Source organism: Paenibacillus sp. MAH-35 (genome assembly GCF_058135425.1).
On the sequence record NZ_JBYUPU010000003.1, the window covers coordinates 234277 to 249337 of the forward strand.

The window sequence follows — 15061 nt, forward strand, 5'->3', positions numbered from 1 at the left end:
ATACTCACCCTATTTCATGAAATGATGGCGTTTCTTGTGCGACGCAGCCGACCGGCACCATCACAGCGTCTTCCCCGATCGTAGCCGATTGCGGAGAAGGCAGCCACTTGCGCCCTTCTTTGATGTCGGATATGAAACCGTCGGACAACTCATAACCTACTATCTTTTTATCCATTTTATCTCCAAAGTAAACATCTTCCACCAAACCGAGATTTTCCCCGTCCAGCGTGATGACCGGCAGGCCCTTTAATTTGAAGCCGCCGTCCAGCAAAGCGACCCATTCGGACCCGGAGTCGTCCATACTGCGGACAGCCTGCTCGTCCTTCACGGTGACGGCGTCCGTCCCGATCGATACGATGTCTTCCCATCCGATGTAGCGGGGAGAAGCAAACCAATTTGTCGATTCCAGCAGTACACCTTGAAGATTCCAATCGCGATCGATCAAGAAATCTTTTGCTATGCCTAATTGCTTGCCCGCTTCGATATCGAGTACGGGAAGCCCCATGATGTCTTTTGCTCTTCTCAAGGTGGTGCCCTCCTGAAAATGAAAGCTGGCTTCGTCACCATCCACTAAGCTTTACCTAAAGGGGACCAGGCGGTCCCCTCCTGCGGCAAAACCGGTTAAAAGCATACCTATATCATGCACGCACCTTCGGAATTTCATTCCATAAGGTGCAGGTTGTCCTAGGCTACCCGTATTCTAAGCTGCAGTCGAGAACGTCTATTCCTGATGTCGGTCATTGTATCGGAGCGGCACAGTCAATCGCCGCCTTCCCACCTCCTAGCATACTATACGGGGGATCAGTTGCCTTACAAACTATTACGAATTCGCCGCGAAATGGTTGCAACTTTTAACGCTGCGGCGCGGATTTGTTCAATATTTTGCGAGAATCCGAAGCTAAACCGGATTGCGGAACGTTTGACTTCTTCCGGAAGGCGCATCGCGCGAAGGACGTGCGAAAGCTCCAGGGAGCCTGACGTGCAGGCCGAACCGCTAGCTGCCGCGATCCCTTCCAGATCCAGGCTCATCAGCATCGTTTCGGTATCGGCACCGGGGAAGCTTACATTAAGAATGTGGGGCAATCGTTCAGTAGCGTGGCCGTTTACAATAAAGCCGTCGTTCCCGAGCTCCGAACGCAAAATTTCGATCATTTGCGCCCGCAAGCGGCTGACGTGTTGCAAGTTGCTCTCCTGCTCCCGCACCGCAAGCTCCACCGCTTTGGCAAAGCCGGCGATGCCGGCTACGTTTTCCGTGCCCGCCCGCCGTTTGCGCTCCTGAGAGCCGCCTACCAGCAGAGGGGCGATCGTCGTCCGCTTGGACACGTACAGCGCGCCTACCCCTTTGGGGCCATAAATTTTGTGGGCGGTGAAACTCATCAGATCGACCGGCAGATCGGACAAGTCCAGCGGCATCAGCCCTAGCGCCTGCACCGCATCGACATGGAATACGATCCCCCGCTCGCGGGCGATCATCCCGATCTCGCGAATCGGCTGAAGCGTTCCGACTTCGTTATTGCCATACATGATGCTGATCAGAAACGTATCGGGCCTGATCGCCGCAATCAGCTCCTCCAGACGGATCTGTCCGGATTCGTCGACCGGTATATACGTTACCTCGTAACCTTTACGCTCAAGCTGTTCGCAGGCGTGCAGGACAGCATGATGCTCGACCTGTGAAGTGATAATATGTTTGCGGTTCGTCCCGTACTGCTCGGCCGCCCCGAACAGCGCCGTATTGTCGCTTTCGGTGCCGCCGCCTGTAAATAACAGCTCGGCAGGCGAGCAGACGAGCTGCCTCGCGATCGAATCGCGGGAACGGCTTATGGCGATCCGGCTCTCCCGGCCGAAGGAATGAAGGCTGGAAGGGTTGCCGAACGTTTCCTTATAATAAGGAAGCATCGCTTCCAGCACTTCCGGCCGAACCGGAGTTGTAGCTGCATGATCGAGATATATCGGACTCATCGGACGGTCACCCGATCAAATATAAAACATGTAATTTTCGTTTTTGCCTTCGTCCTGGAACGTAATCAAGCTGGCAAGCGTGGTCGAATCCAGCACTTCGGCGATGCTGTTTTTGATCCGAATCCACAAATCCCGCTTCGCCGGATCGTCCTCATCCGTAAAATCGACGGGGCTGATCGGCCCCTCCAACACGCGAATGATATCGCCCGCCGTTATTTCATCCGGCATCCGCGACAAATTGTACCCTCCGTATGCGCCCCGGATGCTTTTCACCAATCCGGCGTTGCGAAGCGGCGCGATCAGTTGCTCCAGGTAATGCTCGGACAGCTGATGCTTCTCCGCTATACTTTTCAAAGATGTAGGTCCCTCGCCGAATCTGGTGGCTAGTTCCATCATGATGGTGAGCCCGTATCGGCCTTTCGTCGATATTTTCAAGGTGACACCTCATTCGTCGGTTGTTAGTCCCCTGCTTATTCGGCAATCCGGATGATCGTCTTTCCGTGCCTTTCGTAAGGAAACGTGCTTAGCCCAGCAACTATGTAAATAACAGCTGCAAGAAGGAAATTGCTTCCGAATTATAGCATAGCCAATAATTGGACTGGATTTACGTGTTAATCTAAAGAAAAGGAGGAAAAACGAGAATTGTCGTCATTCCACGATGAACGACCGGGGAAATGCGGCGCTGCGCCGCCGGTTCAGGAAGCCGCTTAACGCTTCTGCTGGCCGAATCTTTGGAAAAAACTTGCATAATGATGCGAATATCATTTATATGTTAACATATAAAGAACGGTTATGGTATCGAAAACCTTGACATCTTCATGAAAAGTTTTTAATTTCGATCGAATTTGTCGGCAAAACGAAACGCTCTCATGAAGCGAATCGTCATCCCTCTTCGAATTAACCGCTTTTATATGGTAATATAGGAGAACAACCGGGTGACTAGCGGTTCCTCGATCGCAGTGCGCCTATTTGCTTATAGAAAGAGGTAGGGCAACATGGCTACGAATCATGCAAATACTAGAGTCGTCGTCGGCATGTCCGGCGGAGTCGATTCGTCCGTTACGGCGCTGCTGCTGAAACAGCAAGGCTATGACGTGATCGGAATCTTTATGAAAAACTGGGACGACACCGACGAGTTCGGCCACTGCACCGCAGAAGAAGACGCCGAGGACGTGCGCCGCGTATGCGCCCAGATCGATATTCCGTTTTATACGGTCAACTTCGAGAAGCAGTATTCGGAGAAAGTGTTCCAATATTTTCTCGATGAGTACCGCAAAGGCCGGACGCCCAATCCCGACGTCATGTGCAACCGGGAAATCAAGTTCGGCGAATTTCTGCAAAAAGCGATTGCGCTCGGCGCCGACTATTTGGCCACCGGGCATTATGCGAGAGTGGAGCGCAAGGACGGAGCGTACCGTCTGCTTCGGGGCGTCGATGCGAACAAAGATCAGACGTACTTTCTGAACGCGCTGAACCAGGAGCAGCTCTCCAAGGCGATGTTCCCGATCGGGCATCTGCCGAAGCCGAAAGTGCGGGAAATCGCGCTTGAGGCCGGGCTCGCCACCGCCAAGAAAAAGGACAGCACCGGCGTTTGCTTCATCGGGGAACGGAACTTCAAGGAGTTTCTGAGCCAATACTTGCCGGCGAAGCCGGGGGAGATCCGCACGTACGACGGCGAGGTGAAAGGCCGCCACGACGGTCTGATGTATTACACGCTCGGGCAGCGGCAAGGACTCGGCATCGGCGGATCGGGCACGGGCGAGCCCTGGTTCGTAGCCGGCAAAGACCTCGAGAGCAACGTGCTGTACGTCGTGCAGGGCGAGACCGACCCGCATCTGTACACGAAGGGGCTCACCGCGACCGACCTGAACTGGATTCATCCGGTCCTCCCGGACGCTCCGCTCGCCTGCACCGCGAAGTTCCGGTACCGCCAGCCCGATCAGGGCGTGACGGTCCGCTTCCTGGGCGAAGGCCGCTGCGAGGTCGAGTTCGACAAACCGCAGAAGGCGGTTACGCCGGGACAAGCCGTCGTTTTCTACGATGGGGATGTGTGCTTGGGCGGAGCTGTCATCGATCGGACGTACGGAATATAGGAAACTAGACAAGCGACCCGGCCGGCTAAGGCAGAGTCGCTTGTTTGTTGTTGGCGGACGGGCCGCTGCGTCAGAGCCGATCCAAGTCTTCAAATCGGCGTGCCGGCACTCTCCAACCTTCTGTCCGCTCGTACTCGCATCCAAGGCTCAGGCTGTCCTAGTTATCGAAATATCCAATACGCCGGGACAGCTGGGAAGCCAGACTTTTAACCGTAATGCCGAGCTCGTTAATTTTCTCCTCTGCGATGCCGTACCCGCTCGTGCTGATGGCGGCGATCACATCGCCGTCTTTATTGCGGATCGGCGCGGCGAAGCAGCGGATACCGTAGCTCGATTCCTCGTTGTCGACCGCGAAGCCTACCTGACGTACCCGCTCCAGCTCTTTGCGGAATGCGTCCATGGACGTAATCGTATGATCCGTCAGCTTCTCGAACTTGCACCCTTCCATCACCTTGTCCAGCTGCTGCTCGGGCAGCCACGCCGTCAAGCATTTGCCTAGCGCCGTATTGTAGACGGGTCTGCGCTGCCCGATCGCTCCGAACAAATATTTCATATGATCCGGCTCTACATTAACCAGATACAGCACGGAGTCTTTCTCGAGAATGGCCAAATGAGCGGTAGACCCGATCCGGTCCACCAGCTCGATCAGCACTTTCTTCCCTTCGTCGACCAGATTCGTCGAATTCGTAAATACCGATCCCAGCTCGAACGCTTTCGGCCCGATCATATATTTATCGGTATTTTTGAGCTGCTGCAAATAACCGTGCGTCAGCAGCGTCAGCATCAGCCGGTGCACCACGCTTTTGTTCAGCTCCAGCTTGCGGGCGATCTCGCTGACGCCGAGCGGGCGGCGGTCCTCGATGAAGCATTGCAAAATCATTAGCGTCCGGTCGACGGACTGGATCATAAAGTAAGGGGCGTCTTTTTGCGGTTTTTTCGGTTCCGTGTCCATTTCGCGTAGTCTCCTTAGTCTCGTACCGGCATCCCTTCATGATACAGATCACTTTTGATACGCTACAGCTTGTACCAAAGCTCATTTCTGTACCGCTTCAAATGCCATTCGTACCGTCTCTTATTGCGTTACATTATATTATATCAAAAAACCGCCCGCAAAGGGTAGTCTTCCTGGAAAGAGCCGGACGTTACCTCATTTTGCGGCACCTGACACAAAAAAACGGACTGCCCCGCTGCTTGCTCGCTGGAACAATCCGTCTTCTCTCCGTATGGTTACCCGAACCTTGCCGTATCGCGCTCATCGGCCTTCCGGCCTACTTCCTCCATATGGGTGGAGTGACCACGTATTCCGGAACGCTGCGGAACCGCTCCGCGATCTCCTCCCGTAAACGGCCGGGCAGCGCCGGACCTTCGACCAGCTCGAAATTGGCCCGGACCTGCTCTTCCGTCTCGGCTCCGATGACGAGACTGTCCACTCCCTCCAAGTCGCGGATGTAGGAGACAGCCATTTGCGCAATCGATACGCCGTATTTTTCGGAAAGGTTCTGCAGCGATCGAACTAGGCTTTTGGCTTCGTGCAGATGATCCGGTACTTCGTCTTCCTTCATATAAAGAAGTCCTTGCAAAAACACGCTGCGCACATAAACCGTCTTCCCCGCTCCGGCAAGTCTTCCTAAGCAGCCGTTCACAACCGGACGGTGGTCCAGTACGCTCATCGGCAGTTGGATCGCTTCATAAGCGGGATGATCCAGATATACCGACAGATAGCGGTACTCTTCCTCCGTATTGGTGGCGACGGATATGCCCGCCTGGCCGATTAGCCCTTCCCTGAGCATCATCTGGAACGCAGCCGTAACTTGGTCGCCGAAGTGCTCCATGATCCGGGTGTTGTGCAGCATCACGACCGGGATCGAATTCATCCGCAGACGGGAAAGCGATTGTTCGATACAGCTTCGCATCTCCCGTCCGATTTGTTCGCCGCTTGCTCCGGGCTCGGGATTCAGATGGATTTTCGTGACGATCGTAGGACGTTTTCCTTCAAAAAAACGACCCAGCACGTCTTCCGACTGCCCATAAGCAGCTGCCGTATCGTAGCAGACGACGCCACCCTCCCAGGCTTCCCGCAAAATCCCGAAGCTGCGTTCCTCCGAAGGCATTCCGTCGCGGTTATGAATGCCATACGGCAGGCCGAGCTGCACCGTGCCGAGAGTCAGCTTCGGCTGGCCGGTCGCGCGTTTTGTTTCCCCCATCGTGATTCTCCTTTTTGTTCGCCAGCGGGCTGCGGCTTCTCTCCGTGTCTGACTGCGTCTAACAGCCGCTAAACGCTTCTCTCTTCCTCTTCCAATCCGGCGTTATTTCGCCGTATATCCTCCGTCTACCGGCAGGTTGGCGCCCGTTATATAGGCAGATGCATCCGAAGCGAGAAAAACGACGCTGCCCATCAAGTCGGTCTTGCCCGCCATCCGGCCCAGCATCGTCCGCTCGCTGTACCGCTCGATAAACGCGTCCGGCGTACGGTGCGAAGCGAGCCCGCCCGGGCTGATGCAGTTGCAGCGGACATTGCTCGGACCATAATAGCTGGCCGCAAAGCGAGTGAAGTTAACCATCCCGCCTTTGTGGAAAAAGTAGTCCGGTACGAAGCCGTGGAAGCCCATATCTTTATAAAGCGAAGCGTCTGCGCCGACCATCCCCTGAATCGAGCCGATATTAATGATCGAGCCCGAACCCTGCTCGGCCATCCGGTCCCCGAAGGCACGGGTAATGGCGAACAGTCCCGTCGCATTAATCCGCATGCTTTGGTCGAACGTCTCCAGCGGATCATTCCAGTGCCCCATCGTACGGGCTACCGCATTGTTTACGAGTATATCGATCCGCCCGTGATCGGCAAGCAGTCTGTCTCTCAGCTCCAGGATCGACTTCTCCTGCTCCTGGTCGAGACAGTAGGCGGAGATACTCACGCCATCCTCCGCGAAGCTTTCCTTCAGCTCCGGCAGCCGTTCGCGGTCGCGCGAGGTCATGCTCGTAGCCGCTCCCGCCTGAGCGAGCGCCAGCGCGACTTGCCGGCCATATAGTCCGGCACCGCCGGTGACCAGCGCTACTTTGCCTTCCAGCGAAAACGATTGCAGAACGCTCATGTCGTTGCCTCCTTCGGCAATCCGGCGTACACGCTTGCGACGTTGTCCACCTTCTGGTTGCGAAGCTCTCCCATGATCGACTTGTAATATTGCATCAGGGCGACTACATCCGCGCCGATGCTGATGAACCGGTACCCCATCGCCGTCAGCTCGGCGGCGTTGCCCGTAGAGCCGACCGTCCCGGCAATTTTGCCGTGCTTCACAGCCAGCTCGGCGATCCGCTTGCGCGTCTCCAGCAGCAGCGGATGGTTCATCTGGCCGGGCGCCCCGATCGATTGGCTGAAGTCGCCGGGTCCGAAGAAGATAATGTCCAGCCCAGGCAGGGCGATAATCTCTTCAAGCTCTTCCAGAGGCTCCACATCTTCAATCTGCAAAAGGTTGAACCGCTGCTCGTTCGCCTGCTTCAAATAATCGGCAAGCCCAAGGCCGCAGTAGCCGCCGTCAGCATTGCCCCCGTCGACGGGCCGCAATCCGAGCGGATGGAACTTCGTGCTGCGGATCACCTCTCTCGCATCGGCTGCGCTCATAATGTGCGGCACCATAATCCCGGCCGCATCCATCTCCAGCGGACGAATGTAATCGCTGTAGCCGCCGCGGGCTACCCGCACGATCGTGTCGACGCCGTGCACCTTCGCTGCGAGAATTTGCTTCTCGATCACCGACCAGTCGTTCGGCACATGCTCCATATCGGTCCAGATGCAGTCGAAGCCGCTCATCGCCGCAATTTCCGCCGCCCGGGCATCCCCCAGATTAAGCTTCGTCGCATAAGCGACCTCTCCTGCCCTCAGCTTTTGCAGCACCCGGCTAGGGCGCATCGAAAAGGTCATTTCCGGCATCGTTTTTCCTCCTAAAGATCGTGTAAGTCAGGACCGATCTCCGACAACGGGATTTCGCGTCCGTCCTGCTCGCGGCTTCGAATGCCGGCTATAATCATCTTCATCAGTTCGGCGGTTTCCGAGAAAGGGAACGGGCGTATTCCCGTCCGTAAGTAATCGATAAAGCTTTGCAGCTGCGCCTTGAACGAATAAAACGTATCCTGAAACGGGACAAACGCATGCTCCGCCGTACCGCACAGCTGCAGCAGCCCGAACGACCCGTACATGTCGGCATGCGCCGCCACGACGATATCGGCTCCGCTGACGTGCTTGATATGCACGACGTTCCGCTCCGCCGTACCGGTATTGCGCACCGAGACGAAGCCCGGGCCGAAGATCGGATAGATCGCCTCCAAGGCGTGGATGCCGTACCGTTCCCACGATTTCGGAGTCGTGATGGTCGCAAACCGGACTTTGCCCAGATTGTGCGTCGATTCCCGGTACGGTGCGAATTCCTTGCTGTAGCGCATACTGCTGGAGGACAAGATCGGCTTCCCCTGCCCGATCCAGCTTGCGAACGTACGCAAGTCCTGCTCGTTGTCCACAAGCGGCTTATCGACGAAGACGGGAATTCCCGCCTCGACGAACGGACGGCACCGCCTGGCGTGCTCATGCCCTTTGTCCGTAGCGACGATAACCGCATCCACCTCGCCGATGACGTCCTCCGGCCGGCTTGCCACATTCGGAATAAGCGACGCTTTCGCTACACGTACCGCATCCTCCGGGTCGTCCGTCCAGATATGCGTCACTTGCGCCCCCTCGATCGGAAGCGAATGCTTCGGCTCTTTATCCAGATAAGCGGGGATTCCCGGAAAAGGACACCGCTTCATCTCCTCCGGATCGTACCCGTTAAAGATCGCGCTCCACGAATACGGGTGTCCGTTGCCGTCGACCATCCCTAACATGGCAAGCCGTATGGGCGCTTGCCGGACGAGCGGCCGGCTTGCATTCCTATCGATCTTATCCATTGTCGTCTTATCGATCGTTTCTCTTGAAGTTCTATCGATCGTTTCTCCTGACGTCCTATCGGTTTCAGTCCTATCCGCTTCTGTCATATCCGTTTCCTCTCCTGGATGAACAGTCTTTAACGTCTCTTATTGTGAGACTGTGTATCCATTATAATCTGCAATTTCATTATATCCGACTTTGAAAGGGCTGTAAATCTTCATTTACGCCTCATTTCCTGACGGCTCCTCATCCATCAGACACATTCGCCGGATAACGCTGTCTTTTCGGTTTTTGCAGCAATGTCGCGATATTTCATATTTTCATTTTTATAAAAAGAAGTTAGCTTAAAAATTGATATACATCGTAGCATAATGAGAGAAAACGTTACACCTATTTCGAGGGAAATTCAACGACGAAGCAAAGAAGCCAGGAGGATGGCAGATCCAAGCAATGGCAGCCGGAGAGAGCGCTGCTCCCCCTGCTCGGTGCAGCCGGAGAGAGCTGCTTACTCTGCTCGGCGCAACCGCACAGCCGCTGCCTTGTATTCGGCGGTTGGAGCCGGGCGAGTCGGCCTCTTGGCCGAATTCAGGCCGTTCGCTAATCCTTCTCCTTTCGGCAAAAAAAAGAATCCCGTCCAGGCACGGAACGACCGTCCGAGCCCTTGGCGGGATTTATCATTGTTAGTTATCCGCGTCCGCATACGGCAGCGGTATGGCTGCCGGGCGTCACAAGTGGAACAAGGAAGAGGTGGAAATCAAATAATACAGCATTCTGCCCAAGAAGAGCAGCAGGACGATGCCGATCATCGCTGCCGTCGGAGCGAGACAGACGAATAAAATCATCGAAGCGCCCGCTTCGCCCTTTAACGTATCTCTGAACACGATTTTCCATATGAAGTATAAAGCGACGAGCGTCATGCCCAATAAAATTTTGGCCGCCAAAGGCGTCATCGTAAAGCCTCCCTTCATTCTATAGGGGATGTGTCAATTATACGATATTACTGGTTATTTTTGTATGCTTATTTTACATTTTTTCTAACTGTTCCTTCGCCCTCAGGACAAGGAAATAGTTTACAGCGATCGGGGGCATACTATCCGCATCTATCGACATTACAGCCAAAGGAGAAAGATCGCTATGAGAGAGATGCTGAACAAAGCCGTTTCCCTGGGGTTCGGCCTCGCAGCCGCAAGCAAGGAGCAGATCGAGAAGCTGGCCGAAGAATGGGTCAAAAAAGGCGAGCTGAGCCGGGCCGAATCGAAGGAATTCGTCGAGGAATTGGTGAAGAAAGGCGAGGAAGCGCGGGATAAAGCCGACTCGATGATTCGTGACCGCGTCCAATCGATGCTCGGAGAAGACCGATATGCCACCAAAGAGGAGCTGGAACGGCTGGAACGCAGGCTTGACGCGCTGGAGCTTAAGCTGTCTTAAGACCGGGCGGCTTATCCGTAAAGTGATGGATATTAATCCACACAGCAAGCATCGGGCAATTCGCGGCCGGATGAAACTGAGCAGCGCGGGCTGCTCGGTCAAGGCCAACTCCGCAGCCGGACGAGCCCGGACGGAGCGGGCTGCTCCTGTGCGCCCTACGGCTCGTTTTAGTTTATCGGAAGGAGGGAACGCATGGACGTAGGGAAAAAGCTTAGGCATCTGCACCGGTACCAGGAAATCGCCAGGGCGTTCGTTCGCAACGGCTTCGGTTATGTGGCCAAAGAGCTGGGGCTGCCGGAAACGCTGCCGTATCTCCGCCGGAAGTCTCAGGAGCCGTCGCCCGGCAAAACGCTCTCGGAGCGAATCCGGCTGTTTCTCGAAGAGCTCGGGCCGACCTTCGTGAAGCTGGGGCAGATCGCCAGCACCCGTCCCGACCTGATTCCTCCCGAGCTGATCGTCGAGCTGGAACGGCTGCAGGACCGGGTCGCCCCGTTTCCGTTCGAGCAGGCGGCCCGTATTATCGAGGAAGAGCTCGGAGCCCCGCTCTCCCGGCTTTTTGCCGAATTCGAGGAAACCCCTATGGCCGCTGCATCGATCGGTCAAGTATACCGGGCTTTACTGCCGGACGGCGCCGCCGTAGCGGTCAAAGTGCAACGCCCCAATATCCGGACGGTCATCGAGACCGACCTCGACATCTTGACGGAGCTTGCCAAGCTGGCGGAACACCGGATGGAGTGGGCCCGTTCTTACCGGCTCGCGGATATGATGGAGGAGATGGCCAAAGCTTTGCTGAAAGAGCTCGATTACGAAGCCGAGGCGCGCAATACGGAGAAATGTGCGGCGATATGCAGCAAGCTGCGTTATATCCGGATTCCCGGCGTTTACCGCAAACTTTCCTCCAAAAAAGTGCTGACGATGGAATTCGTCGACGGCATCAAGCTGTCCGACCAGCAGCGTCTGCTGGAAGCGGGCTGCGACCGGAAACTGCTTGCGGAGCGGTATGCGACGACCATTCTGCATCAAGTACTGATCGACGGTTTCTTCCACGGCGATCCCCACCCGGGCAACGTATTGGCGCTGCCGGACGGCAAGCTGGCGCTCCTCGACTTCGGCATGGTCGGCAAGCTGTCCCCGGAGATGAAGCACCATTTCGCCTCGTTTGTCATCGCCCTGCGCAATCAGAGCACGAGCGGCGTCATTCGCGCGATTTTCCGGATGGGACTCGTGCCGGACGAGACCGATCTGCAGGAGCTGCGGGCCGATGTCGACGAGATGCGCGACAAATATTACAAAGTGCCGCTGAAGGAGGTCAGCATGGGCGAAGCCGTTAACGACTTGTTCGCCCTGGCGCTCCGGCACAATATCCGCATCCCGGCGGATTTGACGCTGCTCGGCAAAACGTTTCTGACGATGGAGGGCGTCGTCACCGCGCTCGACCCGTCGTTCAGCATCTTCGATGTCGCCGAGCCGTTCGGACGCCGCCTCCTGCTGGAGCGGTTCGATCCCCGCCGTGCAGCCTCCGCCTGGCTGCGCCACATTCCCGATTATGTAGACATGCTGAACGAGCTGCCGATGAGGCTGCGCGACCTGATGACGCTTGCGCGCAAGGGCAAGATCGGGCTTGAGGTTACCGCCCCCGACCTGGAATGGATGATGAAGAAGATGGACCGGATCGTCAACCGGATCTCGTTCAGCATCGTCCTGCTGTCGTTCTGCATCATCATGGTCGGTCTGATGATCGCTTTGTCGATGGGCAACCCGGACACGGTGCTGTGGAAAATTCCGGTCATCGAGATTGGCTTCGGGTTTGCTCTGATCATGTTCGGCTGGTTGTTCATCGCAATCTTTCGTTCCGGCCGGTTTTAGCCGAAAAAACTTTACAACTCGGGCGGTTCCAACTACAATGAACTTCGACAACACGAAGCCTTTCATCAGGTACGGACAGATCAGCCGCATGATTGTAAAAGGAGAGATTGCCATGATACTAGATTCAGTTGCCCGGCTCGGCTCGTACAAAGCGATCAGCCCCCGGTTCCAGCAAGCGATCGACTTTCTGAACGCCAACGATCTGCACACGCTGGAGCTCGGCAAATATGAGATCGACGGCCCGCACTTGTTCGCCATCGTACAGGAGTACGAGACGAAACGGAAGGAAGACAGCATCTGGGAAGCGCACCGCAAATACGCGGATATCCAGATCGTAGTCGAGGGCGAGGAACTGCTCGGACATGCCCCAATCGAGACGGCGGAAGAAACGACCGCTTACAAGGAAGATTCCGATTATGCGCTGTATTCGGCGAACGGCAATTACTTCAAGCTGGATGCCGGCTACTTCGCATATTTTGCGCCGCATGACGTCCATAGCCCTTGTGTAGCGGTCGATGAACCGAGCAAAGTCCGGAAAGTCGTCATCAAAGTGGCGATGGACTAATCTCCGTCTCCGCAGCCGTGAGCAGCCGGGTTCTCTCAAGCCCGGCTGTCCCAACCCCAACGCGGACGCTCCCTACCTGATTGCAGGTACGCGGGCGTCCGCTTTTGTCGTTTTCTGAATCGCAAACCAGATCGTTTTCCCATCACGTGCATAAGCACCTCGGTTCCCCTGCCAGGAAGTCGAATTATTGCACAATCACGCCACGCAGCATCACCCGGTCGACCTCGATCGCTTCCGATACGATCACAAGATTGGCCAGCTTGCCTTTCTCCAGGCTTCCCATCTCGCGGTCCAGCTTCAGCACTTTGGCGGGATTCAGCGAAGCCATAATGAACGCATCCACCAAGCCCGCGCCGGTATGGCGCATCATATTCCGGACCGCCCGGTCCATCGTCAGCTTGCTGCCGGAGAGGCCCACTCCTTCGATAAACCGGACGTCCTCGTATTCGCCGCCATCCGTTCCCGGCAGTCCGGCCTCGTCGATCGCATCGGTAATAATGATGACACGGTCCGTCCCCTTGGTCTTATGGATCAGTTTGCACATCAGCGGTCTCACATGAATGCCGTGCGCATCGGGAATGACTTCCGCATAAATATCGTCATGAACGAGCACCACCTCGTCCACACCGACCTCCCGCGTCCCCTCGAAACGGGAGGGCGACGGCGTCGTGCCCGAAGCGTTCGTACAGTGGCAGCCGATCTGCAGCCCTTTGCGGACGAACGAGAAGATCGTCTCCGCATCGGCTTCGGAGTGGCCGACGGATAAGGCGATGCCGTACCGCGCGGCGGCGTCCGCAAACTCGGCTTGTCCCGGAAGCTCCGGAGCGAGCGTCCATACTTTGATCGTATCGCCCGCGATCGCCAGCAGCTCTCCGTATTCTTCGGGGTCTACCGGGCGGATCGGCGAAGTAATCGCCCCGTACTTCGGATTGATGAACGGGCCTTCCATATGAATACCGACGATCGCCGAGCTGTAGGGCCGTTCCCCGACCTGCATAATGTTGCGGACCCCCTGCGCCATCTCTTCACGGCTCTGGTTGTAAACCAGCGTCGGCAGAATGCCGGTCGTGCCGTGCTTCAGATGGGACAGCGCGAACAAATAAGGCTCTTCCCACGACCAAAAGCCGCCTCCCCCGTGGCAGTGAATGTCGATAAATCCAGGGCCGACATATTGATTGCCGGCATCGATCAGCGCCGCTCCCATCGGTATGGTGACAGTTGCTCTCGGCCCGCAATCGGCGATCCGGCCGTTCTCGATCAGCACGACCCCATTGTCCACGATGGAACGGGGCGTAACCAGTCTGGCGTTGACTATGGCTTGAATGCGACTCTCGTTCATACAGGGAATTTCTCCTTTACTGGACGGTTTAAGTATGATCGTTTTTGGAGAGGCTCCTGACCTTTCAAAAGCCCCGAACGTGATCCTTATGTGAAAAGACGCTGGATTCCCCGCCCGATTACCAGGCGGTCCAGCCGCCATCGACGACGATATTCGCTCCGGTCATGTAGCTCGATGCGTCGGAGGCGAGAAAGACGACCGGTCCGGCAATCTCTTCCGCCGTTCCGCCCCGGCCGAGCATCGTCTTCTTGGCGAGCTTCTCCAGAAAAGGCTCGTTTTGCTGGGTATGCGGATTCGGGAAAGGCCCGGGCGTCACGCTGTTGACGCGAATCCCTTTGCCGGCCAGATGCGCCGCACAGTAGCGGGTGAACTGAAGTACAGCCGCTTTGCCCGCCCCATAGTTGGCCGGATTGTTCGCGCCGCTGTCCCCGTAGATGGAAGGGTCCGGCGATACGACGCCGTACATGGAGGCAAAATTGATTATATTGCCGCGTCCCGCCTTCTCCATATAAGGGATCACCTCGCGCGTACAGCGGAACACCGTGCCGGCCGCTCCGTCCAGCCCCTTCCGCCAATCTTCGTCGCTCATCCGCTCCACGGTGCCGAGTGGCCCGTAACCCGCGCCGTAAGTCGCGCAATTGACCAACACGTCGATCCGGCCGAATGCGGCGTCCGCTTCCCGGAACAGGCTACGAATCGAGTCGGTGTCTGACACGTCGCACGGGATGGCGTGCATCCGTTCATGCTCCAGCTCTCGCTTCTGCAGATCGGCCACAACTACCGTCGCTCCGAATTCCGCAAGCGCCCTTGCAACCGAACTTCCCAAATATCCGTTGCCACCCGTAACGACAGCTGTTTTGCCGTCTAATGCAAATAGTTTCTCGAACATTCGCTCC

The 15061-nt window shown here is 56.3% G+C and carries 15 protein-coding genes; 4 read left to right on the top strand and 11 right to left on the bottom strand.

Features of this window, described 5'->3' with window-relative positions; translation table 11 throughout:
• Positions 1-4: 4 nt before the first annotated feature.
• The 3 genes from AC3Y2E_RS04530 to cymR all read right to left on the bottom strand — a co-directional run bounded on the left by AC3Y2E_RS04530 (position 5) and on the right by cymR (position 2397).
• A complete protein-coding gene (locus AC3Y2E_RS04530; RefSeq protein ID WP_379207592.1) occupies positions 5-526 on the bottom strand; it encodes a PRC-barrel domain-containing protein in 522 nt (173 codons plus the stop codon).
• A 284-nt stretch (positions 527-810) separates the two neighbouring features.
• The gene (locus AC3Y2E_RS04535; protein WP_379207595.1) at positions 811-1962 is read right to left on the bottom strand and encodes a cysteine desulfurase family protein; all 1152 of its coding nucleotides are present in this window, start codon (positions 1960-1962) and stop codon (positions 811-813) included.
• Positions 1963-1977: 15 nt separating this feature from the next.
• Positions 1978-2397: a cysteine metabolism transcriptional regulator CymR gene (gene cymR / locus AC3Y2E_RS04540; RefSeq protein ID WP_190930911.1), complete on the bottom strand. Its 420-nt coding sequence runs from the start codon at positions 2395-2397 to the stop codon at positions 1978-1980.
• A 560-nt stretch (positions 2398-2957) separates the two neighbouring features.
• Here cymR and mnmA point away from each other — a divergent pair.
• Entirely contained in the window at positions 2958-4055 is a 1098-nt protein-coding gene (gene mnmA, locus AC3Y2E_RS04545) for a tRNA 2-thiouridine(34) synthase MnmA (protein WP_379207598.1), read from the top strand.
• Between the two features lie 157 nt (positions 4056-4212).
• On the opposite strand, the gene AC3Y2E_RS04550 is transcribed toward mnmA, so the two are convergent.
• The 6 genes from AC3Y2E_RS04550 to AC3Y2E_RS04575 all read right to left on the bottom strand — a co-directional run bounded on the left by AC3Y2E_RS04550 (position 4213) and on the right by AC3Y2E_RS04575 (position 9917).
• Positions 4213-5007 (bottom strand): IclR family transcriptional regulator, encoded by a 795-nt coding sequence (locus AC3Y2E_RS04550; protein ID WP_379207600.1) that lies wholly within the window; start codon positions 5005-5007, stop codon positions 4213-4215.
• Positions 5008-5323: 316 nt separating this feature from the next.
• The gene (locus AC3Y2E_RS04555) at positions 5324-6259 is read right to left on the bottom strand and encodes an aldo/keto reductase (RefSeq protein WP_379207602.1); all 936 of its coding nucleotides are present in this window, start codon (positions 6257-6259) and stop codon (positions 5324-5326) included.
• Positions 6260-6361: 102 nt separating this feature from the next.
• Entirely contained in the window at positions 6362-7144 is a 783-nt protein-coding gene (locus AC3Y2E_RS04560) for an SDR family oxidoreductase (RefSeq protein WP_379207604.1), read from the bottom strand.
• On the bottom strand, positions 7141-7980 hold the full coding sequence (locus AC3Y2E_RS04565) for an HpcH/HpaI aldolase family protein (protein WP_379207606.1): 840 nt from the start codon (positions 7978-7980) through the stop codon (positions 7141-7143). The genes AC3Y2E_RS04560 and AC3Y2E_RS04565 overlap by 4 nt, the downstream gene beginning before the upstream one ends.
• A gap of 11 nt (positions 7981-7991) precedes the next feature.
• Positions 7992-9074: a Gfo/Idh/MocA family oxidoreductase gene (locus tag AC3Y2E_RS04570; RefSeq protein WP_379207608.1), complete on the bottom strand. Its 1083-nt coding sequence runs from the start codon at positions 9072-9074 to the stop codon at positions 7992-7994.
• A gap of 618 nt (positions 9075-9692) precedes the next feature.
• Positions 9693-9917 carry a hypothetical protein gene (locus AC3Y2E_RS04575; protein WP_190930917.1) on the bottom strand — a complete coding sequence of 75 codons (225 nt, stop codon included), beginning with the start codon at positions 9915-9917 and terminating at the stop codon, positions 9693-9695.
• Between the two features lie 184 nt (positions 9918-10101).
• Between AC3Y2E_RS04575 and AC3Y2E_RS04580 the strand changes: the two genes are divergently transcribed.
• The 3 genes from AC3Y2E_RS04580 (at position 10102) to AC3Y2E_RS04590 (ending at position 12826) form a co-directional block, all read left to right on the top strand.
• On the top strand, positions 10102-10395 hold the full coding sequence (locus AC3Y2E_RS04580; protein ID WP_190930918.1) for a phasin family protein: 294 nt from the start codon (positions 10102-10104) through the stop codon (positions 10393-10395).
• A 192-nt stretch (positions 10396-10587) separates the two neighbouring features.
• Entirely contained in the window at positions 10588-12261 is a 1674-nt protein-coding gene (locus AC3Y2E_RS04585; RefSeq protein ID WP_379207611.1) for an ABC1 kinase family protein, read from the top strand.
• Between the two features lie 112 nt (positions 12262-12373).
• A complete protein-coding gene (locus tag AC3Y2E_RS04590; RefSeq protein WP_379207613.1) occupies positions 12374-12826 on the top strand; it encodes a NanQ anomerase/TabA/YiaL family protein in 453 nt (150 codons plus the stop codon).
• Positions 12827-13010: 184 nt separating this feature from the next.
• Here the strand turns inward: AC3Y2E_RS04590 and AC3Y2E_RS04595 are convergent, their stop codons facing one another.
• Together AC3Y2E_RS04595 and AC3Y2E_RS04600 are read right to left on the bottom strand one after the other, a co-directional pair.
• Entirely contained in the window at positions 13011-14165 is a 1155-nt protein-coding gene (locus AC3Y2E_RS04595) for an N-acetylglucosamine-6-phosphate deacetylase (protein WP_379207615.1), read from the bottom strand.
• Positions 14166-14283: 118 nt separating this feature from the next.
• The gene (locus tag AC3Y2E_RS04600; RefSeq protein WP_379207617.1) at positions 14284-15054 is read right to left on the bottom strand and encodes an SDR family oxidoreductase; all 771 of its coding nucleotides are present in this window, start codon (positions 15052-15054) and stop codon (positions 14284-14286) included.
• Between the last annotated feature and the right edge of the window lie 7 nt (positions 15055-15061).